The sequence below is a fragment of the Amorphoplanes friuliensis DSM 7358 genome, assembly GCF_000494755.1.
Lineage (GTDB): Bacteria > Actinomycetota > Actinomycetes > Mycobacteriales > Micromonosporaceae > Actinoplanes > Actinoplanes friuliensis.
The window spans coordinates 4,856,089-4,878,522 of the sequence record NC_022657.1; the positions used below are offsets into that span (position 1 = coordinate 4,856,089).

The window sequence follows — 22,434 nt, forward strand, 5'->3', positions numbered from 1 at the left end:
ACGTCCTCTGCTCTCTCGGAGTCCTCGGCGGGCTACTTGATGGCGCCGGCGGTGATGCCGCGGGTCAGCGTGCGCTGGAAGATCAGGAAGAAGAGCATCGCGGGCAGGATGCCGATCAGGGCCGACGCGCTGGTTGTCGTCGCGTCCATCTGCCTGTCCCCTTGCAGCACACCGAGCGCGACGGGCACGGTCTGGTTCGCGTTCGAGATCAGGAAGACCAGCGGCAGGAAGAACTCGTTCCAGGTCCAGATGAAGAAGAACGTGAACAGCACGGCCAGCGTCGGCCCGCTCACCGGGACGACCACCCGCCACAGCGTCCGCCAGCGCCCGGCGCCGTCGACCGCGGCCGCGTCCAGCAGCTCGGTCGGGAACTCCGCGTAGACCGAGGACAGCAGGTACGTGCCGAAGGCGCTCTGGATCACCGTGAAGATGATGATGATCGAGAGCAGGCTGTCGTACAGGTGCAGGCTCTTCGACAGGTAGTACAGCGGGTAGACCAGCACCTCCTGCGGCAGCAGATTGGCCACCAGGAAGAACACCAGGAACCAGACCCGGCCCTTCACCCGGCCGATGCCCAGCGCGTACGCGTTGAGCACCGAAAGAAGCACGCCCAGCACGGCCACGACCGACGCCGTGATGAAGCTGTTGAGCAGCTTGCGGCTGAAGTCGACCCGCTGCCAGAAGTCGACGATGCCCGACCAGTGCAGCGACTTCGGGATCGACAGCGGGCCGTTGCTCGCGTAGTCGGCCGGGCTCTTGACGGCGTTGAGGGCGACGACCAGCAGCGGCGCCACGGTGAGCAGGAGCAGGACGATCAGGACCGCGAGCACGATGTACCGGGCCGGATAACGCTTGGTCATCGTTACAGCCCCTTTCGCTGGTCACGGGTCTGCAGGCGCAGGAAGACGAACGCCAGCACGATGATGATCACGGTGAGGACGGTCGAGATCGCCGAGCCGTACCCGACCTGGGCCTTCTCGAAGAAGTTCTTGTAGGCGAAGTAGGACGGGACGAGCGTCGCGTTGCTCGGGCCGCCGCGGGTCAGCACGAAGATCTGCCCGAAGATCTTCAGCGCGGCGATGGTGGTGGTCACCAGCACGACGTAGAACTCGGGCCGGATCAGGTACACGGTGATGTGCCGGAAGCGCTGCCACCAGCCGGCGCCGTCGAGGTCCGCCGCCTCGTACAGCTCGGGGTCGATGCGCTGCAGCCCCGACATGAACATGACGATCGGGTAGCCCAGCTGGAACCAGATCATCACGGCCATGACGCTGTAGAGCGCATACTTGGGGTCGCCGAGCCAGTTGCGGCTCAGCGAGGACAGCCCGACGGTGTCGAGGATCCGGTTGAGCGCGCCGTAACTCGGGTGCAGGATCCAGCCCCAGACGATGCCCGTGACCGCGACCGGCAGCACCTGCGGCAGGTAGAACCCGGACCGGAAGACGCTCGCCCAGCGCGGCCCGAAGATCTTCGCGATGTAGTCGAACAGCACCGCCGCGAGCAGGAGCCCGAGCAGCGTCGGCACGACCGCCATCGCCAGGATCAGCAGCAGGATGTGGCCGAACGACGCCCAGAAGTTCGCGTCGTGGAACAGCCGTGTGTAGTTGTCGAACCCGATCCACGGCGGACTGCCGATGCCGGACCAGCGTGTGAAGCTGATCCCGACGGTCATCACCAGCGGCACCACGATCACCGCGAGGGAGGCCAGCACCCCCGGGATCAGGTACACCCCATAGCCGGCGTGCCGGCCTCCCCGGTTGCTCATCTGCCCAGATCGGCGAGGTTGTCGTCGTACGGCTTCGCGACCTCGTCCAGCATCTGCTGCGGCGTCTTCGACCCGTTGATCAGGCCCTGCACACCGCCCACCATGACGTCGTAGTACCCGGGTGCCGGCCAGTCCGGGTAGAACGCCAGGCCGTCACTCGACGAGATCTTGGCGAAGTTGTCGATGAGCTCCTTGTTCTTCGGATCCGTGATCTTCGCCGGGTCCGCCGCCACCGGGACACCACCGTTGTTGCCCAGCAGGTCCTGGATCTCCGGCTTCATGGTGATGTCGATGAAGTCGTACGCCAGGCTCTTGGCCTTGGACTTCTCCGGTACGACCCAGAGGTTGCCGCTCGACCCCGGGTGCAGCGAGTTCCCCGGGAACAGGAACGTGCCCCACTGGAAGTCCTTGATCTCCGAGGTGAAACGGCCGTACCACCAGCTGCCCGAGATCATGATCGGGAACTTGCCCTGGGTGAACGCGACACCCATGTCCTCGGCCTTGATGCCGGCCGAGTTCTTGGCGATGTACCCCTTGGCCACCCAGTCGGCGAACGTCTGCGCGCCGAAGGTCAGCTCGGGCCCGTGGAAGTCCACCTTGCTCTTGTAGAGCTGGTAGTTGTCGACGAAGGCACGGTTCGCCTTGGACAGCGCGAGCTCGTACAGGATCTGCTGGGCGGGGTATTCGGCGCCGCCGACCGAGAGCGGGGTGACACCGGCCTTGGCGAAGGTGTCCATCGCGGCCTCGAACTCCGCGAGCGTGGTGGGCACGGCGATCTTGTTCTTGGCGAACAGGTCCTTGTTGTAATAGACCATGACGTACTCGCCGTAGTTCGGGATGCCGAAGATCTTCCCGCTGCCCATGATGCCGTCGCCGTCGTACTTGGCGGTGGTCTGCAGGCTCGGGCTCAGCGCCTTGTCCCAGCCCCGCTGCGTGGCCTGCTCGGTCAGATCGGTGAGCAGCCCCTGCTTCGACAGCAGGCCCGCGGTCGCGTTGCCCTTGTTGTACTCGAGGATGTCCGGCGCGCTGTCCGAGTTGAGGATCATGCCGGCGTTCTGCTGGATCTGCTCGAAGCTCTTCTCCTCGAACTTCACCTCGACACCGGGGTGGCTCGCCTTGAAGAGCTCGATCGCCCTGTTCCAGGCGATGCCCATCGCGCTGGTCGGGCCCTCGTAGTGCCAGAGTGTCAGGGTCTTGGCGTCAGCGCCCTCGTCGCCGGAGCCGGAATCACTGCAAGCGGTAAGGCCGAGGGACGCCGCCAGAAGCAGCGCGCCCGCGGCGAGGCTCATCCGTGGTCTGAACATGCCGTGCCTCCCAGGGGTCCATCCCTTTCCCGCCGTCGAAGCGCTTCGATGATGTGCAGTGTCGAAGCGCTTCGATGATCGGGGCTGGGGCAGACGGTAGGGAACGCCTCACCTAGATGTCAACAGTGTGACGAGCAGATTTCCCGTCGCCGCGGCGCAGCAGCTCCAGGGCCTCGCCGGGCCGGCCCTGCCGGATGAGCAGCGTCGCCAGCAGCTCCGCCTCCTCGTCCGGCCGCAGGACCGCGATCGCCTCCTCGTCGGCAAGGAGCGTGGCGAGGCGGGCCCGCACGAAGCCACTGTCAGCGTCCGGATCGTCCCGCAGCGCCGCGATCGCCTCCTCCGTGCGGCCGCACTCCACGAGCGCTTCGACCCAGTCCATCCGTACGTCGAACGGGTCGAGCCCGGGGACCTCCGGCCTCTCGCCGGCGCGCCCCTGCCGGATGAGCAGCGTGCACAGGAGCTGGAAGTGCTGCTCAGGATCGGCTTCGACGAGCGGGTGAAGCAGCTCGATCGCCTCGTCGAGCCGGCCGTGCCTCACCAGCAGCTCGGGGAGGCTCGGGTCGCCCCGCAGCACCTCGATCGCCTCGTCGGTCCGCCCCTGGTCCTCGAGGGACTCGGCGAGGATGCGGGTGGCGTACTCACGGCCGTCGCCGGCGGCGAACTCCAGCAGCGCGGGCGGATCGTGCCACGCCAGAATGCGGGCGATCTGCTGCGCGTGGCCGACGTCGTAGGAGTCGGGGCCGCGCAACTTCGACGTCAGGAGGGCGACCGCTTCGTCCGGACGGCCCTGTCGTTCCAGGACGGTGGCCCGCAGACTTTCGTGGTGCAGCAACAGATTCAGCACCTCGTCATCGCGGTCGCGACCGGCCGTCAGCTCGACCAGCGCGCGGGCGAGGTACCAGTCGTCGAGGCCCGGCCGGAGCACCGAGATCGCTTCGTCGATGCGTCCCTGCTCAGCCAGCAACTCAGCGAGCCGGACCACAAAAAGTCGCTCACCGGCCTCGGCCTGCGGCCGGACCAGAGCGATGGCTTCCTCGGCCGGAAGCACGCCGGTGAGACGGTGAACGGCCATCCACACGCCCGCGGCGGCGAAGGGCCGGTAGAGCTCGACCGCCTCTTCGGGACAGGCCCGGGCGAGGGCGTCGGCACAGTCGAAATCGCCGCGCCGGGCCTCCTGCCGCGCCAGCTCCAGATAGCCGTTCTCGACAAGGGCGGCGGCCACGCTCATCACTGCGCGCAGAACTCGTTGCCCTCGGGGTCACGCATCATCCACCAGTGACCGGCGGGACCCTTGTCGAACTCCTCGACCCGGGTCGCCCCGAGCTTTTCGAGACGGGCCACCAGATCAGCGAGACCACCGGGTTCACTGTGGACGTCGATGTGCAGGCGGTTCTTGCCCGCCTTGCCCTCGGGAACGTCCTGGAACAACAGTCGCCGCCCCTTGCCGACACCACTGGACGCGTCGAACGGATCGTCCGGGTGGCGGACGCCCGCGAAGCCACGGAAGATCTTGCGGCCGCGGTGCTCGGCGACGGCCTGCTCGGGGAGGTGACCCGCGGCCAGGAGCTGCCCGATGAGCGCACTCGGGTCCTCCACCTCGTACTCGAGCGCCGCGGCCCAGAAGTCGGCGAGCGCGGGGGCGTCGCTGCTGTCGATGACCAGCTTCCATCCGAGTGCCATGTAACCACTTATAGTAGTTACATGGCACTGGGCGCAACCGGACCCGCCGACCGCGCTCACCGGTGGGGAGCCGCGCAGCTGTCCCGTTCGACGATGGTCGGAGGCAGCAGGCGGGTCTGCGGGGTCCTCCGGCCGTCGAGCAGGTTCATCGCCGTCTCGACCGCCAGCGTGCCGACGTCGTGGGCGGGGATGTCAGCCGAGGTGAGCCGGACCGGCAGGCCGACCGCCACGTCGCGGGGGCAGACCGCCACGATCGACAGGTCTTCCGGCACGCGGCGCCCACTGGCACGGAGTTCCCCCAGCAGTGGGAGCAGGGCTTCCTCGTTGTGGACCACCAGCGCCGTGGTCCCGGGCAGCTCGGCGTCGATCTGGGCCAGACATTCGCGAACACCCTCGGCGCCCGGCTCGCACGGGTGGGCGACGGTCGAGAGGCCCAGGTCGGTGGCCGCCTCGGTGAAACCGCTCAGGAAGCGCGGGGCGTAGGTCGTGCCGCGCTCGTAGACGGCGGGTGACGGTCCGACCAGGGCGATGCGGCGGTGACCGTGCCCGGCCAGATGGCTCAGGCACTCGGCGGCGGTCGCGGCGAAGTCCAGGTCGACACACGCTATCCCGGCGGCGTCGTCGGGCAGGCCGATGAGCACCGACGGCTGCTTGAGGCGTCCCAGCGCGGGGATGCGGACGTCGTCGCGTTCGACGTCCATCACGATCAGCGCGTCGACCATCGTGGCGCCGGCGACCCGTTCCAGGCCGGCGGTGCCCTCGTCCTTGGTGAGCAGCAGGACGTCGTGGTTGTAGGTGCGGGCTGCGGTCACCACCGCGGTCACGAACTGCATGATGACCGGGACGCTGACGTCCACGCGCAGCGGCACGACCAGGGCGAGCACGCTGGTCTTGCTGCTGGCCAGGGCCCGGGCCCCGGCGTGGGGGTGGTAGCCGAGCTCGGCGATCGCCGCCTTGACCCGCGCCTGCGTCTCGGCGGAGATCGGCCGGCGACCGCTGAGGACGTAGGAGACCGTGCTCATCGAGACACCCGCCGCGCGGGCGACGTCGCTGATCGTCGGCATCGCCCCTCCCCCGGCCGGGACTCGTGCGGGACGGGCTCCCGCGGTCCTGGTCAGCCGATCCTACTGACCGTCACCACCTGGTCAGCGCACCGGCCGCGCCTGCGTGGCGAGGCCGCGGACGGCCCAGGCCCGGGCGGTGAGCCGGATCGAACCGTCGTCGGCCCGCGGCAGGCGTTCCCGCAGGAGCCCGGCCAGCGCCCCGCGCCGCTCCTCGCTCAGCGACGCCACATATCCGGGCGCGGTGCCCTGCCCGCCGAGGAACGGCTGCCAGTAGTCGTCGAAGCCGGTGAACACGGTCGGCACGTCGATCGCGCGCGTCTCGACGCCGGTCAGCCCGGCCGCCGTCCACAGCTCGGCGAGCGGGCCGGGCCGGCACAGGGTGAAGCGGCTGCCTTCGTCGAAGGCGCTCGCTGCCGGGTCGAGCGTGGTCGCGGCGTCCCAGAAGTGCCGCATCATGACCATGCCGTCGGCGTAGTCCCACACGTAGGCCGCCACTGTCCCGCCGGGCGCGGCCACCCGGGCGAACTCGGCCGCCGCCCGCGCCGGGACACCGACGAAGTTCAGGGTCAGACCGCTGACGACCACCTCGGCCCGGCCGCCCTCGATGGGCAGGGCCGCGGCGTCCCCGGCCACCAGATCCGCTTCCGGTACGCGCGCCCGCGCCGTCGCCAGGAACCCCGTCGACCGGTCGACACCGGTGAGCCGGGCCGGAGCCACCGCGAGCGCTGCCGCCAGCAGGGCGCCCGTCCCGCAGCCGACGTCGAGCCAGGTGCGGCCCGCGGGCACACCGAGCCACGTCACGAACTCGCGCGCGACCCGGCGGCTCCACCGGCCGACGTACGCCTCGTAATTGTCCCCGACCTGCCAGACCTGACCCACAGGCCGATCCTAGGGGTTCCGCCCGGCAGTCCGATGTCGATAGTGTTCTCGCGCCATGGTGCCTTTCCGGGAAGACCGGCCCGCCGTTCGCGAGCTGCTGCCGTGGGTGCCGACGCTGCTCGCGATCTGTGCGCTGATCGCCCTGCTGATCGTCACGGCCACCCGGTTCTCGTCGTCGCCCGAGGCTGCACCGCCGCCGCCCGCGCCGACCTTTCTCCCTGTGCCGCCGCTCGGGCTGACGCCGGGCACGGAAGCGCCGGTGCCGATCCTGACCACGACGACGCCGAACCCACCGTCACCCGCACGATCCCGGCCGAGGACCACCGCGGCGACCGACGCCCCGGCGACCAATCCGCCGCGATCACCCACGCCACCCGACGTGACCGGCCGTTACCGGGTGGTCGACTCGTTCCCGGACGGGTTCATCGGTGAGGTGCTCGTCCGCAACACCTCGGGGCGCGATCGGGACTGGCGGGTCGAGCTGCGCTTTCCGGACGATGGTGGCGACCTGGTGACTTCCTGGGTCGAATCGGCCCCTCAGGCGACGCTGAGCCGGGCAGGCGACCGGTTCGTCTGGAGCTCGGGGGTTCCGGTCGCCGCCCGCGGCAGCGTCGCCCTGCGCTTCCAGTTCTCCGGCACCCGCGACCGGCCGGCCTCGTGCACGGTCAACCGCACCGCCTGCACCGGCACGCAGTGATCCACACCTCATCGCGCTGAACTGCATCCATCGGCGCCGGGGCGGCCGAACCCTCAGGTATGCGCCTCACGTCGTCCGCGGTCCCTCAGTCCTCGATCCTGGCGGAGATCGTGGGTGACAACCGCCTCACCGACCCCGCAGTCCTCATCCGTGCGGCCGGCGGAACCGACGATCTGACGGCGATCGCGGCGGTGCACGCCCTGAGCGCGGCCGACCCGGAAATCTCGGGTCCGGTGCTGGCCGGGTTGCTGTCGAGCCCCCGCGCCGTTCTCCGCGAGCACGCCTCCTGGGCGCTGATGTCGCTGCCCGCGCGTGAGGACGCCCTCGACGACCTGGTGGCCGCGGTCGTCGCGGGCGGTTTCGGCGGGATGCTGGCCCAGCGCACCCTCGCCGGCTGGGGCACCGGCGCCGACGCTCTGATCACCGCCTGGCACGACGCACCGGACGCCGAGGTCCGCGCCCGGATCGTGGAGACGCTCGGCATCACCGCCGGTGCGGTTGCCGCGCGGGCCGTCGACGCCGTCGCCTCCGACGCGGACGAGGACCCGCGGGTGCGGATCGCGGCCGTCGCCGCGCTCGGCGACCGGACCGGCGACCCCACGGCCCTGGAGATCATCAGCGGCTTGATCAGCGAAGACGGCGAGCTGGGGGCGGTGGCCCGGCTGGCTGCCGCCGATCTCGCGGGCGACGCTGCACCCGTACGCGATCAGGGGCTGACCGTCGCCCAGCTGTTCCTGCACGCCGACCTGGACCCCCAGCTGAGCCGGGCCGGCGCCGGTGACACGGGCGGGATCGCGACGCTGCTGGTCCGTCTGGGCGGCGCGCTGGTCGCCGAACGCGGCATCGGGCGTGTCCTGACGATGTCGCGGGGCACCGCGGAGTCCGCCCTGACGGCCCTGCGCCCCTTCGAGGGCCATCAGCTGGCCGCTGTGCCGCTGCTCAGGCCGGCCGGCAGCGCCGCGGAGGCGTGGCCCGCCTGGGCTGCGGCCCGCCGCGGCATCCGCCGTCTGCTGCGCGCCCACTCCGTCGACCTGCTGCACCTCCGAATGGCCGACGTCGGCAGCCTGGCCGCGGCGGAGGCCGCCTCCGAGCTCGGCATCCCGATCGTCTTCACCCTCGCTCCGGACCCGCACGGCGCGATCGAGTTCCTGCCCCGGGAGGACTTCGGGGCGGCCGATCAGCGCGAGCACCTGTTCTTCCGGGCCCGGCTGGTGCGGCGGCTGACCGCGGACGCCGCCCACGTGGCGCTCTTCCCGCGAGCGCGGCTGCATGACGACCTGCTGCGGCTGACCGGCACCGACATCGCGGCCGACCCGGACCGCTTCACCGTGGTACCGGAAGGCATCGACCTGACGGTCACCGAGGCCGCGGCCGGCGCGACCGTGGCGCTGGACCTGCCACCGGCACGGCGTGGCCTGCCGCTCGCGCTCAGCGTCGGACGGCTGCACCGGGTCAAGGGCATGGCGACCCTGGTCGAGGTCTGGGCGAGCGACCCCGGGCTGTGGCAGCGCTGCAACCTGGTGATCCTCGGCGGCGACCTGGCGAACCCGTCGGCCGACGAACGCGGCCAGCTGGACCTCATCGCCGACGTGCTGCGCCGCCACCCCGAGGCGGCCAACGGGCTTGTCATGCCGGGTCACCAGCAGCACGACGTGGTCGCCCGCTGGCTGGCGAGCGCCGGGCCGGGTTCGGTCTACGTGTGTGCCAGCCTCAAGGAGGAGTTCGGGCTCGCCCTGCTCGAGGCGCTCGCCGCCGGGCTGGTCGTGGTGGGGCCGGACGCGGGCGGGCCACCGGCGTACGTCGACCAGGGGCGTACCGGGCTGCTCACCGACACGACCCGTCCGGCGGAACTCGCCCGGGCTTTCCGTGGTGCACTGGACCTTGCGGCCGGAGAAGGACAGGCTGCCCGGGCGGCCTTCGCCCGGGAGCGGGTCCGCGCCGGTTTCACCGTGCAGGCGATGGCCGCCACACTGGGCAAGATCTACACCACCGTCACGAAGGAGGTCGACCGGCCGTGACCCTCCTCGTCATCAGCCCCGACTACGCCTCGCACCTGCTGCCGCTCGCGACCCTGGCCACCGCCTGGCGCGACGCCGGGGAACGTGTGGTCGTGGCGACCGGCCCGGCCACCGCGCCGATCGTCACGTCGTTCGGCTACGAGCGGACCGACCTGTCGCTGGGCCGCAACTCCAACGCGGGTGTGATCCAGCCCGAGGACGACGCCCTGCGCGGCTTTTTCGCCGCGACCCGGCGCGGGCTGGTGGAGACGCTGCTCCACCAGGCCCGGGCCCGCCGCTCGGACCTGCTGTGGGACCCGGTCGGCCGCGCCCACGCGGTGCTGAAGGCCGTCGAGGAGGTCAAGCCGGACCGGATCATCGTCGACCACCTCGCGTTCAGTGCCCGGCTGGGCCTGACGGCGTTCGACGTACCGCACGCTGACGTTGTGCTCGGCCACCCGTCGGCGCTGCCGGTCGGGGGTGAGGTCTACGGCTATCCGACCGACTGGCCGGCGGCGTTCGATCCCTCGCCGATGGCCCTCGCCCGCCTGCACCAGGTGTGCCGCGACGTCCGCGACGCGTTCACCCAGGAGTGGAACGCCGCCCTGCGGGTGCTGTCCCCCTCGGCCAAGCCGAGCGACGACGCCCTGGCCGCGCACGGCGCGCCGCTGCTGCTCAACTATCCGGAGGCCCTGCACGATCCGGCCCGGACCACGCTGCTGCCACCGCACGCCTTCCTCGGCTCGGCCGTGCGCACCGAGACGGTCCCGGCCGACATCGCGACGTGGCTCGACGCGGACGACCGGCCGCTGGTCTACGTGAGCTTCGGCAGCTTCCTGTCGGCCCGCGGAGACGTCCTGGCCAAGGTGCTCGTCGGCCTGCGGTCGCTGGACGTCCGGGTGGCCGTCGCGACCGGCTCGGCGCGGGCCCTGCCCGCCCTGCCGGACACCTGGCTGGCCCGGACACACCTGCCGCAGACGGCGCTGCTGGCCCGCGCCGCGCTGGCCGTCACCCACGGTGGCAACAACAGTGTCACCGAGGCGCTGACCAGCGGGGTGCCGATGCTCGTCCTGCCGTTCTCGACCGATCAGTTCGCGGGTGCGGCCTCGGTCGAGGCCAGCGGGACCGGCGCGGCCCTGGACCCCAACAAGGTGACGCCGATCGCCATCGCCGACGCCGTGCGGGAGCTCCTGGCCGGGAGCTCGCCCGCCGTCACCGCCGAGCTCGGCGAGCAGCTGCGTGCCAAGCCGGGCCCGCTGCTGGCCCGGGCGGCGCTCATCTGAGCAGGGAACCGTCGGGTGCCAGGCGCACGACCTCGCCGGTGCGGCGGGCGTGCTCGGCGGCCCAGACCACGCGGTGGGTGGCCAGGCTCTGCGTCGCGTCCGACGAGACCAGGGACGGGTCACCCGCGGCGACCGCGGCCAGGAACGCCTCGGTCAGGCCCTCGTCGCCGCCACCGTGGCCGTCCGACGCCGACGGGCCGCCGGCCCCGACCTCCAGGACCTCCTCGGCACCGGTACGGAAGTCGACGTAGCGCAGGCGTTCACCGTCGCCGTCGAGGAAGCCGTGCGTACCCATCAGGCGGGTGCGGCGGTGCTCCATCGGCGTGAACGCGCTCATCGTGAACGAGCAGGTGGCGCCGTCCGGGAACTCCATGCTGACCACCTGGTGGTCGACGACGTCGTTGCCGGCGTCGTAGACGCACCGGCCGTACGGGCCGGTGCGCAACGCCTCCAGCACGGCCTCCTCCGTGGCGACGGGAGTGACCGCGCCGAGCGGCCAGAAGTGCTGCTCCTCGTCGGCCAGGGCGTTGAGGTAGAGGCGCTTCGCGGAGTACGGGCAGGTGGTCTCGACCGGGCAGTCCAGGCACCGGTCCGCCGCGCCGTCGGGGCGTTCGGAGGGCCGGAAGTGCGTGAGGCTGCCGAACGAGCTGATCCGCGCCGGCACGGCTCCGATGACGTGGACCAGCCAGTCGATGTCGTGGCAGGACTTGGTCAGCAGCATCGGGCCGGACTCCTGCTCGCGGCTCCAGTTCCCGCGGACGAACGAGTGCGCGTGATGCCACCAGCCGACCGGTTCCAGGTGCTCCACGCTGATCAGGCGCCCGATGCGGCCCTCCGCCAGCGCCTGCTTGAGCAGCCGCGTGTAGGGCGTGTACCGCAGCACGTGGCAGACGGCGAAGATGACACCGTGCTGCTGCGCCGCGGCCGCAATCTCGGTCGCCTCGGCGTCGGTCGGCGCCATCGGCTTCTCGAGGAGGATGTGGTAGCCGAGCCCGGCCAGCCGGATCGCCGGGTCGTGGTGCATGCGGTCCTGGGTGGCGACCACCGCGGCGTCCGCGAGCCGGTCCGCGGCGGCCAGTCCGGCCCAGTCGGCGAAGACCTGCGCGGCCGGGATGCCGAACTCCTGCGCCGCGGCCGTCCGGCGCCGGGGATCGGGCTCGGCGACCGCCACGACACGGCCCGAGCCGGTGGCAACCGCGTGCCGTGCGTACGTGAGGCCCCGGAGACCGGCCCCGACCAGAGCGAGGGTGACCATGTCAGCCGGCCACCACGGTCGGCGTGGCGAGCAGCCGCAGCGCCGCGGCGACCGTGCCCGCCATCGCGGTCCGGGCCGACGCCAGGTAGCGCCGCGGGTCGACCAGCGCGGCATCGCCGTCCAGGGTGTCGCGGACCGCACCGGTGAACGCACTGTTGAGCGCCGTCCCGATGTTGATCTTCACCATGCCGGCGCGGATCGCTGCGACCAGCTCGTCGTCGGGCACACCGGACGAGCCGTGCAGGACCAGCGGCACCGGCACGGCCAGACGCAGCCGGCCGATCAGATCGTGGTCCAGGCGTGCGGTCCGCGTGTGCATCGCGTGCGACGAACCCACCGCGACGGCCAGCGCGTCGACACCGGTTGCCGCGACGTACGCCGCTGCCTCCCCGGGATCCGTGCGTACGCCCGGAGCGTGCGCGCCGTCCTTGCCACCGACCGCGCCGAGCTCACTCTCCACCCACAGCCCGGTGGCGTGGCCGCGGCGTACGGCAGCCGCGGTCGCCGCCACGTTCTCGGCGTACGGGCGGGTGGACGCGTCGTACATGACCGAGCCGAAGCCGTGCGCCGCCGCCTGGTCGAACAGGTCGTCGCTTTCCACGTGGTCGAGATGCAGGGCGACGGGCACGGTCGACGAGACGGCGATGGCCCGCGCCGCCGCGGCGATCGGTGCGAGCCGGCCGTGGTGGAAGCGCACCGCGTTCTCGCTGATCTGCAGGATCACGGGCAGGCCCGCCTCCTCCGCACCGGTCACGATCGCCTCGGCGTGCTCGACGGTGATCACGTTGAAGGCGCCTGCGCCGCCGCCCGCGGCGCGGGCGGCGGCGACGATCTCTCCGGTCGGGTTGAGCATGGTGGTTCCTCTCAGGCAGCACTGACGCGTACGGCGGGCAGCAGGCGTCGGTAGGTCGCGGCGTCGACGGCACCGGCGACGGGAGCGGCAACGGCGGCGGCCGACAGGGCCACCGCGTCGGCGAGCAGGGCGGGCCAGGGCGTGCGGTCGCGCAGCCCCCGGGCGAGGGCGGCGACACAGGCGTCGCCGGCACCGGTCGGGTTTCCTTCGAGGCGCTCGGAGGGGACGCCGCGCCAGGCCTCGTCGACGGTCAGCGCGAGCAGCCCGTCCGGTCCCTGTGACACGACGACCGCCCTCGCCCCCAGCTCCAGGGCCCGCGCGGCGTCCGCGAGCTCACGGCCGCCCCCGCGCGCCTCCAGCAGAGCCGGGCCGGCGTCGGCGTCCCGCGCCCCTGACGGGCCCGCGTCGGTCCCTGCACGACCGGGCGCGGCGTCCGCGAAGGTGCGGTCCCGGCCCGCGGTGATCGCGGCCCCGCCCGGGACCGATGCCGAGGCGAGGAGCGCCGACAGCTCGGTGGTGTTGGGTTTGGCCAGGTCGGGGCGGGCCGCCAGACCGTGCCGCAGCGCCTCACCGCTGGTGTCGAGGATCGAAGGCACGGCGTACTCGGCTGCGAGGTGGACGAGTGTGGCGTACGCGTCGACGGGGACGCCGGGCGGGAGGGAGCCGGAGAGGGCGACCACGTCGGCGGTGCCGAGCAGGTCGCGGAAGTGGGCGACGAAGGCCGCCCACTCCCCCGGCGTGACCTGGGGTCCGGGCTCCCAGAAGCCGGTCGCGTCGACGTCGTCGGCGACCGCGACCGTCCGGCGGGTCTCACCGGCGATGCGCACGAACGCGGCCGGCACCGCGTCACCGGCCAGCAGGGTGGTCACCCGGCCGCCGGTCGTGCCGCCCAGCAGGCCGGTCGCGAGGACCGGCTCGCCGAGCGCGTGCAGCACGCCCGCCACGTTGAGTCCCTTGCCGCCGGGGCGTTCCGCGACCTGCGAGACGCGGTGGGTGCCGTGCGGGACCAGCGTGCCGACCCGGTAGGTCAGATCGAGCGCCGGGTTCAGGGTCACCGTGACGATCATCGGGATCAGCAGGCGTTGTAGACGTAGGTGCTGCTCCCGGGGGCGGTGACGTTCACGTCGCGGCGGACCACCGAGACCTTGGCGCCGACCGCCGTGCAGGCCTTCTTGTACGCGTTCGCCGTGTACTCGATGACGATCAGGTTGTTGCCGTAGACGTCGGTGAAGTCGCCGCACTCGCCGTAGCGGCCGCACTCCTCGGCGATGGCGAAGTCGAGGCCGGCGGCCTTGCCCCGGCCTTCGAGGGAGGTGGTGTTCTTCTGGGCGATCGCCAGGCCCTTGCTGTGCGCGTGCGGCGCCAGCAGTTGCAGGTAGGCGACGGCCTGATCACGGGTCAGCAGGTCGTCGAAGCGGTCGTACGTGTCGATGTTGTCCGGCTCGACCGCCTTGAACCCGGCCGCGGCGCACCCGTCGACCCAGCCGTTGACGATCGAGGCCAGGGCGGTGCGCTTGGCCGGCGTACGGATGTCGAGCACGATCTCGTCCCACGCGCCGTCGATGACGTACTCGCCGGAGGAGTCGCGCAGCAGCAGGTCGTCGTGGTTGCTCTTCCACCAGCCGACCTCGGACGGCTGCACCTGGAACGCGTTGACGTAACAGATGTTGTAGAGCCCGGCGGCGGGTGCGGCCTCCCGGTCGCGGCTGACGACCTGGACACCGGCGGGCGGCGGGTAGGCCTCACCGATCTGGTAGTCGAACTTGGCGTTGACCGGCGGCAGTGTCACCGCGGCGGCGGACTTGCCGATGGTTGCGGCGTCGGCGTTCAGCGACACACCGGCGGCGACGGAGAGGGCGGCGAGCCCGGCGAGCAGGGCATGACGGACGGTACGGGTGACCACGGCTGAGACTCCCAAAGGTGCTCAGGGATCTGCCCCGCCTCGGGCACTGGGGGTGCGCCCTGGCGACCTGATGCCGGGCTGGGGATTACCGGCTGGGCTGGATCGTTGACGCCGATTCAACTGATCGAACGCGCAGGTGTCAACAGTCGTTTGTGCGCGTATGGTGCTCCCGTGCTGCTTGCCGGGGGTGTTAAAGGGCAAGTGCGCAATTCAGAATGTTCATTTGGACAGTGATCGAAGGAGAAGCATGGATGTCCTCGTGGTCGGTGACGCGAACCCGGACCTGGTGCTGCGCGGGGACGTCCGCCCGCGTTTCGGCCAGGCGGAACAGCTGCTGACCGGCGCGGACCTGGTGCTGGGCGGCTCCGCCGCGATCACGGCGGCCGGCTGCGCCCGCCTCGGGCTGGACACGTTACTGCTCACCGCGCTCGGCGACGACGTCTTCGGGGTCATCACCCGTCAGCGGCTCGAGGAGCGCGGCGTCACCCTGCTGCTGCAGCCGTCCGGCGACGTACCGACCGGCCTGAGCGTGATCCTGACCCCGCCCGGCGACGACCGGGCCATCCTGACGCTGCCCGGCACGATCCCGGCCCTGCGGCCGGAGGACGTGACCGACGCACACCTGTCCGCCGCCCGCCACGTGCACGTGGCGTCGCTCTACCTCCAGCCCCGGCTCGCCGCCGGGCTCGCAGGCGTCTTCGCGCGGGCCCGGGCCCTGGGCGTCGGCACGTCGCTGGACACCAACTGGGACCCCACGGAGAAGTGGGAGTCGATCACCGACATCCTCGCGTACACGGACGTGTTCCTGCCGAACGCCAACGAGCTGCGCGCGGTCACCGGCAGCACGGACGTCGACCGGGCCGCGGCCTCGCTGGTCGCGACCGGCACCACCGTGGTGATGAAGAACGGCGCCGCGGGCGCCCGTGCCTGGTGGCCGGGCGGCGAGTGCTCGGCACCCGGCCGCCCGGTGGACGTCGTCGACACGACCGGCGCCGGTGACAGCTTCAACGCGGGTTTCCTGGCCGGACGGCTCGCCGGCCTGCCGATCCCCGAGGCGATCGGCTGGGCGGCGACCGCCGGCTCCCTGAGCACCCGCGCCTCCGGCGGCACCGCCGCCCAGGCCACCCGCGCGGAACTGGCCTAACTCAGCAGGACCACCAGGGGCGGCCAGCGGTCCGCGGCCCATTCCGGCCAGCCGGTCCACCCCGGCGGCGGCTCGGGCCGGTCGACGCCGAGGAGTTCGGCGGTGTCCGGTTCCTGGAACTGCTTCCGCCAGCTGTCGATGTCGTCCTCCGACATCGGGAACGTCGTGTGGGGCGCGGTCGCCTGCCGGTGGGCGATCCGCTCCCGCTGGACCTCCCGGCCGACCGGCAGGTAGATCACCTGACACGACGCCCCGGCCGAGGCGGCCAGCCGGCGCAGCGCCGACCGTTCGTCACGGCCCCAGAGCCCGAAGTCGAGCACAACACTGGTCCCGAGCCGCAAGGCCTCCAGCGCGACGAGGATCAGCCGCCCCTCCAGGACGTCGCGCTTACGACCGGCCGTCGGCTCCCCGAACAGCTGCACCATCCACTCGTCGGGGGTGAGGCGCAACGCGGCGAATTCCTTGGCCCGGGTGGTCTTCCCCGCGCCGGGAAGACCGACCATCAGGAACAGCTGGGCATGGTTCTGAGACATGGCACTCCGGATCACCCGAGATGGTCCGGCAGCACAGATGTGGGTGTCTGCCGGCGTGACACTGATCCGGCGGTAGGGCAGGGATCGCTGTACCGCCGTCAGGCGGTACGGATCTCCATGACTGCGCAGCAACACATGCCGCCAAGATAGCCGACGGCGCTCAGCTTTCCTTGACGCCCCGCGCCAGCAGATGGATCGAGGTCTCGGCCATGGCCGCCTCGGCGATCCGGGCCAGTTCGAGGGCGTGGGCGTTGAGCGCGGGGTCGCGGCGGGCCCAGGCGCCGGCCGGACCCTCGACACCGACCACGGTGACGTCGTGCAGGCCGGCGGCTGTCAGCTCCGCCGCGAGCTCGTGTGTGTCGTGCAGGTAGGCGACCTCGTCCCAGGTGTCGCCGGCACCGACGTACCCGTCGCGCATCGTCGCCAGGGTGTGCCGGTGCCGGTCCGGGTCGCCGAGCTGACCTGCGGCGGCACGGACGAAGACCCGTCCCCAGCGCGACAGCGCCGCGACGACCGCAACACCGCCCGGGCGCAGCACCCGCCAGGCCTCGGCGAGGGCCCGGGCGCGGTCCCCGGCGTCGGGCAGGTGGTAGAGCGGGCCGAGCAGCAGGACAGCGTCGGCGGACGTGTCGTCCACGGGCAACTGCCGGGCATCGGCCACGTGGGCGCGTACCCCGCGGGCGGTCGCCTGGTCGACGTGTTTGGGTGTCAGGTCGAACAGCGTGACGTCGTAGCCCCGGTCGAGCAGGTGGCGAGACTGACGGCCCGGGCCACCGCCGACATCGAGGACGGTGGCCGGCGGTGCCGGGAGCCAGCGCGCGAGCAGTTCACACGTCCGGTCCCATTCGACGCGGTTGCGGTCCAGGGCCATCCGGACGTTCTCGTCGCCTCCGCTGTAGTGGCCGACCACGTCCATACGGTCATCATTCCACCCGGGGTGGCGTCCAGCGGTAGGTGACGCGGGTGGCGAACGGCTGCAGGCCGAGCCGCTGCAGGATCGGCCGGGAGCTCTCCGAGGCGTCGACCACGACGAACTCCCGGCCGCGGTCGAGCGCGTACTGCGCCCGGCGGGCGACCAGCGCCCGGTAGATCCCGCGACCCTGGAAGCCGGGCAGGGTTGCGCCGCCGTAGAGCATGGCGAACCGGTCGGTGTAGTAGCGCGTCCAGCCGGCCGAGACGAATTCACCGCCGGACTCGGCGACCAGGAAGGTCCAGCGGTCCGGCTCGCCGGTGTGCTGACCGGTGAGCTGCGGGACGAGCCAGCTCGCGTCGATGCCCCACACCGCACCCTGCAGCGCGGCGACCCGCTCGAAGTCCTCCCGCGTACCGATCTCCCGGATCGTCAGCCCGCCTGACAACCGCACCGGGGACGCCAGCCGGTCACAGCGCCCGGCGAGCATCGTCCCGGTCTCGCAGAGGACAAAACCGGCGGCCTCGAGGCGGCCGGGCAGATCCTGCGGCTCGTCGTGGGTGTAGGTGATCCAGTCGACCGGCCGGTCCAGCCGGACGAAGTGATCCCGCTGCCTGCGGATGAACGCATCGAGCTCGTCCCCGGTCAGCCCGCCGAGATCCACGTAGGAGATCCGCCCACCGCGGGCGCTCAGCGTCCGCAACACCGGCCCGTCCGTCTCCTGCACCAGCCCTTCCCGGGCGGCGGGTGGCACGGGCCGGACCTCGTTGTCGTACGCACGCAGCAACACGCTGCCCACGATGTCACCTTTCGACCTGCATCCGCTCGCTCAGGCCGCGCAGTTCCGAGCCACCGGCCTTGCGGCGGGAGCGTTCCAGCAGCGCACGGGTGGTTTCGCGGGCCAGCGGCGAGGTGTGCACGTGCTGCGGTGCGAGGCGTTCGGCGGTGAGCAGGAAGCGGACGGCCTCGCGCTCGCTCCCGCGGGTCCGGGCCAGGGCACGGGCGGTGTCGGCGTAGTAGAACACCTGCCGGAACCCCGCCGGGATCGTCGCCGGGTTGGTGGTGCGGGCGATCTCCGCGGCACGCTCCGGGTCACCGCCGTCGACCTCGATGCCGATGCTCCAGATGCCGACGTTGGTCGGGCCGAAGAACATGCCCAGCTCGGTGGTCTCCCCCGTGGTCGCGGCCAGAGCGGCGGCCTCCGTGGTCCAGGCGCGACTGTCCTCGGTGCGTTTGAGACCCCGGCTCGCGTACGCGCAGACGAGCTGCAACGAGCCCAGCATCGCGGTGCCGCCGGGGCGGTCGGTGTGGCGGCGCAGGTCGTCGACGGCCCGGCTCGCCAGGGCCAGTCCACGCGCGTACGAGCCGCAGGCGGTGGCGGCGCCGGCGCGGGCGTAGGCCGCGTAGCCCCGCAGCACGGGGTCGTCGGCGGCGTCGGCGGCCTCGCGGCAGCGTTCGGCGCCGAGCCAGGCGTCGGCGGGGTGACCGAGGTTGCGCAGCACCGACGACGCCATGAAGGTGGCGTCGCAGAGCAACCGCAGCGCCGGGCCGCGGTCCGGGCCGGCGGCCACCGCGTGCAGGTCCCGCAGCAGCCCGGGCAGCAGGCGGGCGGTTCCGGCGTAGTCGCAGGCCTGCCGCAGCGTGTCGGCGAGGGCGACGGTCCGGGCGGGTCCGGCGACCGGCGGCGCGGGCCGGGACGCCGGTTCGGTGAGGTCGATGTCGATCAGCGCCTGCCGGATGTTGTGCACCGCGGCCTGGGCAGCGGCGGCGGCCCGGTCGGCGGCGGGCACCGCGGTGCCCGCTAGGTCGGCGGGTGAGCATTCGAGGGCGCCGGCGATGTCGGCGAGGACAAAACGGTTGTCGGCGGCCTGGCGCCCCCGTTCGATGCGGCTCCAGGTCGCGTGGGAGAGGCCGGCGCGGCTGGCGGCGTGGCGGATGCTCCAGCCGCGCCGCAGCCGGCGCGCCTGGATGCGTTCGCCGATGGTCGGGTCGGCACTCGGTCGTGGGGTCATGAGGGGAACGTAACCGCGCTCGCGGCGCGGGTGGTGCAAGCCTGTACCGGCGGCTCTACCCCTTCAGGCCGCTGAAGGTCATCGTGGCGATGAACCGCTTCTGGGCCACCAGGAAGGCGATGATCAGGGGCATCGTCGCGATGACGTTGCCGGCCATCAGCTGCGACCATTCCGTCCGCCGGGTGCCCTGGAAGCTGGCCAGCCCGACCTGCAGGGTGAACTTGCTGTCGTCGCTGATCGCCACCAGGGGCCAGAGCAGGTCGTTCCAGCTCGACAGCAGGGTGAAGATCGCCAGGGTGGCCAGGGCGGGCCGGGCCAGCGGCAGCACGACGCTGAGGAACGTGCGCAGGGTGCTGCAGCCGTCGAGGACCGCCGCCTCCTCCAGCTCGGCGGGCAGCCCGAGGAAGAACTGCCGCATCAGGAAGATCCCGAACGCCGAGGCCAGCCAGGGTACGAACGCCGCGGCGAGGGTGTCGACGATGCCGGCGCGGGCGAACATCAGGTAGGTCGGGATCATCAGCAGCTGGATCGGGATCATGACCGTGGCGACGATCGCCAGGAAGGCCAGGCCGCGGCCGGCGAACTTGAGCCGGGCGAAACCGTAGCCGGCGAGCGAGCAGAGGACCAGGTGCGAGAGCACGGCGATCGCCGAGACCAGCACGGTGTTGCCGAACCACTGCAGGATGTTCGACTCCGACAGCAGCGTCCTGTACCCGTCCAGGTGGATGCTGGTCGGCAGGAATTTCGGCGGGAACTGGTTGATCTCCTGCGAGGTCATGAACGAGGTCAGGACCATCTGGACCAGCGGCAGGACGAAGATCAGGGCGAGCGGCATCAGCAGCAGGTGCCAGGGGCTGAACGGGAGCCGGCGCATCAGAAGGCCTCCGATCCGGAACGGCGGCTGTACCAGATGACGCAGACGGTCAGGAGCATCGTCACCACGAAGAGCAGGTAGGCGACGGCTGCGCCGTACCCGAGTCTCTGGGTCTGGAAGGCGAGCTCGTAGATGTAGTAGACGATGGTCTGGGTGCTGTTCATCGGACCGCCGCGCGTGGTCGTGTAGATGAGGTCGAACAGCTGCATCGCCGTGATGGTCTGCCAGATCGCGGCGAAGACCGTGACGGGCCGCAGCTCCGGCAGCGTGATGTGGAGGAAGGTGCGCCACCGGCTCGCGCCGTCGACCGTGGCCGCCTCGATCAGCTCGCGGGGGATGTCCTGCAGCGCCGCCAGGTAGATGACGGCGGTGAAGCCGACCTCACCCCAGAGTGCGATCAGGCAGATGACCAGCAGCGCCTGGCCGGGGCTCTCCAGGAACTGCTGTGCGGGCAGCCCGAGCCGGCGCAGTGCCTCGTTCGCCGCGCCGAACTGCGGGTTGAAGACGAAGCTGGCCAGGATGCCGGTGGCCGCCGCCGACGCGACGTACGGGACGAAGATGCACGTGCGGTAGAAGCCGATGAGCCGGATCTTCTGGTTCAGGGCCACCGCGATGAGGATGCCCAGCACGATCGAGCCGGGCACGAACAGTGCGGTCAGCAGCAGCGTGTGTTTCGCCGCCGTGATCGCGTCGGGGTCCGTGGCGATCCGTTCGTAGTTGCGCCACCCCACGTCCCGGGCCGGGGCGATGCCGTTCCAGCGGGTCCGGGAGATGAAGAACGCCCAGACCGCCGGGAAGATCGAGAGCCCGACGACGATCAGGGTCGCCGGGCCGGCGAAGGCCCACCCGGTGAGGGTGCGCCGGGCCGCCCGGCCGCGCCTGCCGCGCGGCCGGGGTGCCACCTGCTGGTGCGTACGCGGTGTCGCCGCGAACGTCAGCGCCATCATTCCTCCAGGGCGTCGGCGGACTTGCGGGCCGCCTCGTCGAGGGCCTCCTTCGGGCTCGCCGCCCCCTGGAGCACCTTCGCGATGGCATCGCCGACGTTGCGGGACATCACCTCGTAGCCGGGCACGGTGGGCCGCGCCTGCTTGGCGTTGGCGAGGTTGTCGAAGAACTTCTGCCCGCCCGGGTACTCCTTGGCGTAGGCCGCGAACTCGGGTGTGCTCTGCTCGACGCTCCGCAGCGGCAGGTTACCGACCGCGAGGTTCCACTTGGCGTCGATCTCGGCGCTGGTCAGCCATTTGATGAAGTCGCGGGAGGCGCCGGCGCGGTTGGCGTCGTCGTGGTCGAAGAGCACCCACAGGTCGGGGCCGGAGACTGTCTGGTGGTCGCCGTTGACGCCGGGCAGGGCGGTCACGCCGTACTTCAGCTTGGCGTCCTTGAGGTCGAGCAGCGCCCACGGGCCGGAGAGCATCATGCCGACGCGGCCGCTGTTGAACAGCGGGCCGTACTTCTCGTCGGTCTGGTCGAGGTACATCGACTTGTCGTCGACGGCCATGGCCCGCAGCGTCTCGAGCGCCTTGACGCCGGCCTCGGAGTTGAACGCGGGCTTGGTGCCGTCGAGGATCTTCCCGCCGTTCTGCCACAGCAGCGGCCACAGGTGCCAGGTGGTGTCCTCGCTGCCGGAGACCGAGTACGCCGTCCCGTACGTGTTGGTGCCCGGGTCGGTGAGCTTCTTGGCCGCGGCCCGGAAGTCCTCCCAGGACCACTCGTCGGTCGGGTAGGCGATCCCGGCGTCGTCGAAGAGCTTCGGGTTGTAGATCAGCGCCAGGTTGTCGACCAGTGCCGGGACGCCGATGACCTTGCCATCCGCGGTCGCCACCGTGCGGGCCGCCTCCGGCATCTCGTTCCAGGCGAACGACGGGTCGGCGACGAACGAGGTCAGGTCCTGGGTCTTGCCGCTGGCGCCGAGGTCACCCGCCCAGTTGCCGAACGCGTACGAGATGTCGGGGTAACTGCCGCCGGCAAAACCGGCGGAGAGCTTGGTGAGCAGGTCGTCCGTGGTCGGTGCGCCCGCCGAGGTCTTGATCGTCACGTTCGGGTGCGCGGTGTGGTAGTCGGCGGCGAGCTTCTCGGCGACCTTCTCGGCCTCCGAGGTCTGCCCGGTCCACCAGGTGAGTTCGACGGTGGCGGCGGGGTCGTACCCCGCTGCCGCGTCCTTGCCGTCGTCGCTGTCGCCGCCCGTACAGGCGGTCAGGAGCAAGGTGGCCGCGCTGGTCGCGGCGAGCAGCCGGACCGACCGGCCGCGCGTGAAGGTGGTCATCCCTGTACCTCGATATCT

The 22,434-nt window shown here is 71.5% G+C and carries 22 protein-coding genes; 4 read left to right on the forward strand and 18 right to left on the reverse strand.

The annotated features are described in order from the left end of the window. Nucleotides 1–32: 32 nt before the first annotated feature. The 7 genes from AFR_RS22590 to AFR_RS22620 form a co-directional block, all read right to left on the reverse strand. Entirely contained in the window at nucleotides 33–860 is an 828-nt protein-coding gene (locus AFR_RS22590) for a carbohydrate ABC transporter permease (RefSeq protein WP_023363143.1), read from the reverse strand. Between the two features lie 2 nt (nucleotides 861–862). Beyond that, nucleotides 863–1,765 (reverse strand): carbohydrate ABC transporter permease, encoded by a 903-nt coding sequence (locus AFR_RS22595; protein ID WP_041841054.1) that lies wholly within the window; start codon nucleotides 1,763–1,765, stop codon nucleotides 863–865. Next, nucleotides 1,762–3,069: an extracellular solute-binding protein gene (locus AFR_RS22600; protein WP_041841055.1), complete on the reverse strand. Its 1,308-nt coding sequence runs from the start codon at nucleotides 3,067–3,069 to the stop codon at nucleotides 1,762–1,764. Before AFR_RS22600 ends, AFR_RS22595 begins: the two co-directional genes overlap by 4 nt. A 112-nt stretch (nucleotides 3,070–3,181) precedes the next feature. Further along, entirely contained in the window at nucleotides 3,182–4,291 is a 1,110-nt protein-coding gene (locus AFR_RS22605) for a tetratricopeptide repeat protein (RefSeq protein ID WP_158510560.1), read from the reverse strand. Nucleotides 4,292–4,296: 5 nt separating this feature from the next. Then, entirely contained in the window at nucleotides 4,297–4,749 is a 453-nt protein-coding gene (locus AFR_RS22610; protein ID WP_023363151.1) for a VOC family protein, read from the reverse strand. 56 nt (nucleotides 4,750–4,805) lie between these two features. Continuing rightward, complete coding sequence (locus tag AFR_RS22615; protein ID WP_023363152.1) at nucleotides 4,806–5,813, reverse strand: LacI family DNA-binding transcriptional regulator; 1,008 nt, start codon at nucleotides 5,811–5,813, stop codon at nucleotides 4,806–4,808. Nucleotides 5,814–5,894: 81 nt separating this feature from the next. Then, on the reverse strand, nucleotides 5,895–6,692 hold the full coding sequence (locus tag AFR_RS22620; protein WP_023363154.1) for a class I SAM-dependent methyltransferase: 798 nt from the start codon (nucleotides 6,690–6,692) through the stop codon (nucleotides 5,895–5,897). Between the two features lie 55 nt (nucleotides 6,693–6,747). Between AFR_RS22620 and AFR_RS43810 the strand changes: the two genes are divergently transcribed. Genes AFR_RS43810 through AFR_RS22635 form a run of 3 tightly spaced genes read left to right on the forward strand, consistent with a single transcriptional unit; the run spans nucleotide 6,748 to nucleotide 10,669 of the window. Then, nucleotides 6,748–7,389 carry a cellulose binding domain-containing protein gene (locus AFR_RS43810; RefSeq protein ID WP_023363156.1) on the forward strand — a complete coding sequence of 214 codons (642 nt, stop codon included), beginning with the start codon at nucleotides 6,748–6,750 and terminating at the stop codon, nucleotides 7,387–7,389. Nucleotides 7,390–7,448: 59 nt separating this feature from the next. Then, nucleotides 7,449–9,407 carry a glycosyltransferase gene (locus AFR_RS22630; RefSeq protein WP_023363158.1) on the forward strand — a complete coding sequence of 653 codons (1,959 nt, stop codon included), beginning with the start codon at nucleotides 7,449–7,451 and terminating at the stop codon, nucleotides 9,405–9,407. After that, entirely contained in the window at nucleotides 9,404–10,669 is a 1,266-nt protein-coding gene (locus AFR_RS22635; RefSeq protein WP_023363160.1) for a nucleotide disphospho-sugar-binding domain-containing protein, read from the forward strand. The genes AFR_RS22630 and AFR_RS22635 overlap by 4 nt, the downstream gene beginning before the upstream one ends. On the opposite strand, the gene AFR_RS22640 is transcribed toward AFR_RS22635, so the two are convergent. The 4 genes from AFR_RS22640 to AFR_RS22655 are packed head-to-tail and all read right to left on the reverse strand — an operon-like array spanning nucleotide 10,662 to nucleotide 14,680. Next, nucleotides 10,662–11,924: a Gfo/Idh/MocA family protein gene (locus tag AFR_RS22640; RefSeq protein ID WP_023363163.1), complete on the reverse strand. Its 1,263-nt coding sequence runs from the start codon at nucleotides 11,922–11,924 to the stop codon at nucleotides 10,662–10,664. The genes AFR_RS22635 and AFR_RS22640 overlap by 8 nt on opposite strands. 1 nt (nucleotide 11,925) lies before the next feature. Then, nucleotides 11,926–12,777: a class II fructose-bisphosphate aldolase gene (locus tag AFR_RS22645; RefSeq protein ID WP_023363166.1), complete on the reverse strand. Its 852-nt coding sequence runs from the start codon at nucleotides 12,775–12,777 to the stop codon at nucleotides 11,926–11,928. Nucleotides 12,778–12,788: 11 nt separating this feature from the next. Further along, on the reverse strand, nucleotides 12,789–13,844 hold the full coding sequence (locus AFR_RS47950; protein WP_023363169.1) for a 1-phosphofructokinase family hexose kinase: 1,056 nt from the start codon (nucleotides 13,842–13,844) through the stop codon (nucleotides 12,789–12,791). A 5-nt stretch (nucleotides 13,845–13,849) separates the two neighbouring features. Continuing rightward, nucleotides 13,850–14,680 (reverse strand): endo alpha-1,4 polygalactosaminidase, encoded by an 831-nt coding sequence (locus AFR_RS22655; protein ID WP_023363171.1) that lies wholly within the window; start codon nucleotides 14,678–14,680, stop codon nucleotides 13,850–13,852. Nucleotides 14,681–14,927: 247 nt separating this feature from the next. Here AFR_RS22655 and AFR_RS22660 point away from each other — a divergent pair, with 247 nt between their 5' ends. After that, nucleotides 14,928–15,824: a carbohydrate kinase family protein gene (locus AFR_RS22660; protein WP_023363174.1), complete on the forward strand. Its 897-nt coding sequence runs from the start codon at nucleotides 14,928–14,930 to the stop codon at nucleotides 15,822–15,824. On the opposite strand, the gene AFR_RS22665 is transcribed toward AFR_RS22660, so the two are convergent. The 7 genes from AFR_RS22665 to AFR_RS22695 form a co-directional block, all read right to left on the reverse strand. Further along, nucleotides 15,821–16,357, reverse strand: a complete 537-nt coding sequence (locus AFR_RS22665) for a P-loop nucleotide/nucleoside kinase family protein (protein WP_023363177.1) — start codon at nucleotides 16,355–16,357, stop codon at nucleotides 15,821–15,823. The two genes, AFR_RS22660 and AFR_RS22665, sit on opposite strands and share 4 nt — an antisense overlap. A gap of 160 nt (nucleotides 16,358–16,517) precedes the next feature. Then, nucleotides 16,518–17,273 carry a class I SAM-dependent methyltransferase gene (locus AFR_RS22670; protein ID WP_023363179.1) on the reverse strand — a complete coding sequence of 252 codons (756 nt, stop codon included), beginning with the start codon at nucleotides 17,271–17,273 and terminating at the stop codon, nucleotides 16,518–16,520. A 7-nt stretch (nucleotides 17,274–17,280) separates the two neighbouring features. Next, nucleotides 17,281–18,066: a GNAT family N-acetyltransferase gene (locus AFR_RS22675; protein WP_023363182.1), complete on the reverse strand. Its 786-nt coding sequence runs from the start codon at nucleotides 18,064–18,066 to the stop codon at nucleotides 17,281–17,283. A gap of 4 nt (nucleotides 18,067–18,070) precedes the next feature. Beyond that, on the reverse strand, nucleotides 18,071–19,279 hold the full coding sequence (locus AFR_RS22680) for a helix-turn-helix domain-containing protein (RefSeq protein ID WP_023363185.1): 1,209 nt from the start codon (nucleotides 19,277–19,279) through the stop codon (nucleotides 18,071–18,073). A gap of 55 nt (nucleotides 19,280–19,334) precedes the next feature. Continuing rightward, nucleotides 19,335–20,153 (reverse strand): carbohydrate ABC transporter permease, encoded by an 819-nt coding sequence (locus tag AFR_RS22685; RefSeq protein WP_023363187.1) that lies wholly within the window; start codon nucleotides 20,151–20,153, stop codon nucleotides 19,335–19,337. Beyond that, nucleotides 20,153–21,097, reverse strand: a complete 945-nt coding sequence (locus tag AFR_RS22690; protein WP_023363190.1) for a carbohydrate ABC transporter permease — start codon at nucleotides 21,095–21,097, stop codon at nucleotides 20,153–20,155. The genes AFR_RS22685 and AFR_RS22690 overlap by 1 nt, the downstream gene beginning before the upstream one ends. Next, on the reverse strand, nucleotides 21,097–22,416 hold the full coding sequence (locus tag AFR_RS22695; RefSeq protein WP_023363193.1) for an ABC transporter substrate-binding protein: 1,320 nt from the start codon (nucleotides 22,414–22,416) through the stop codon (nucleotides 21,097–21,099). Before AFR_RS22695 ends, AFR_RS22690 begins: the two co-directional genes overlap by 1 nt. Nucleotides 22,417–22,434: the final 18 nt, after the last annotated feature.

Excerpts from the sequence above, each read along its gene's own strand:
- AFR_RS22685 (WP_023363187.1), bottom strand. The coding sequence starts at position 20,153 with ATGCGCCGGCTCCCGTTCAGCCCCTGGCACCTGCTGCTGATGCCGCTC.
- AFR_RS22590 (WP_023363143.1), bottom strand. The coding sequence starts at position 860 with ATGACCAAGCGTTATCCGGCCCGGTACATCGTGCTCGCGGTCCTGATC.
- AFR_RS22670 (WP_023363179.1), bottom strand. The coding sequence starts at position 17,273 with ATGGACGTGGTCGGCCACTACAGCGGAGGCGACGAGAACGTCCGGATG.
- AFR_RS22595 (WP_041841054.1), bottom strand. The coding sequence starts at position 1,765 with ATGAGCAACCGGGGAGGCCGGCACGCCGGCTATGGGGTGTACCTGATC.
- AFR_RS43810 (WP_023363156.1), top strand. The coding sequence starts at position 6,748 with ATGGTGCCTTTCCGGGAAGACCGGCCCGCCGTTCGCGAGCTGCTGCCG.
- AFR_RS22615 (WP_023363152.1), bottom strand. The coding sequence starts at position 5,813 with ATGCCGACGATCAGCGACGTCGCCCGCGCGGCGGGTGTCTCGATGAGC.
- AFR_RS22690 (WP_023363190.1), bottom strand. The coding sequence starts at position 21,097 with ATGGCGCTGACGTTCGCGGCGACACCGCGTACGCACCAGCAGGTGGCA.
- AFR_RS22695 (WP_023363193.1), bottom strand. The coding sequence starts at position 22,416 with ATGACCACCTTCACGCGCGGCCGGTCGGTCCGGCTGCTCGCCGCGACC.
- AFR_RS22680 (WP_023363185.1), bottom strand. The coding sequence starts at position 19,279 with ATGACCCCACGACCGAGTGCCGACCCGACCATCGGCGAACGCATCCAG.
- AFR_RS22645 (WP_023363166.1), bottom strand. The coding sequence starts at position 12,777 with ATGCTCAACCCGACCGGAGAGATCGTCGCCGCCGCCCGCGCCGCGGGC.
- AFR_RS22660 (WP_023363174.1), top strand. The coding sequence starts at position 14,928 with ATGGATGTCCTCGTGGTCGGTGACGCGAACCCGGACCTGGTGCTGCGC.
- AFR_RS47950 (WP_023363169.1), bottom strand. The coding sequence starts at position 13,844 with ATGATCGTCACGGTGACCCTGAACCCGGCGCTCGATCTGACCTACCGG.
- AFR_RS22630 (WP_023363158.1), top strand. The coding sequence starts at position 7,449 with ATGCGCCTCACGTCGTCCGCGGTCCCTCAGTCCTCGATCCTGGCGGAG.
- AFR_RS22640 (WP_023363163.1), bottom strand. The coding sequence starts at position 11,924 with ATGGTCACCCTCGCTCTGGTCGGGGCCGGTCTCCGGGGCCTCACGTAC.
- AFR_RS22610 (WP_023363151.1), bottom strand. The coding sequence starts at position 4,749 with ATGGCACTCGGATGGAAGCTGGTCATCGACAGCAGCGACGCCCCCGCG.
- AFR_RS22665 (WP_023363177.1), bottom strand. The coding sequence starts at position 16,357 with ATGTCTCAGAACCATGCCCAGCTGTTCCTGATGGTCGGTCTTCCCGGC.
- AFR_RS22600 (WP_041841055.1), bottom strand. The coding sequence starts at position 3,069 with ATGTTCAGACCACGGATGAGCCTCGCCGCGGGCGCGCTGCTTCTGGCG.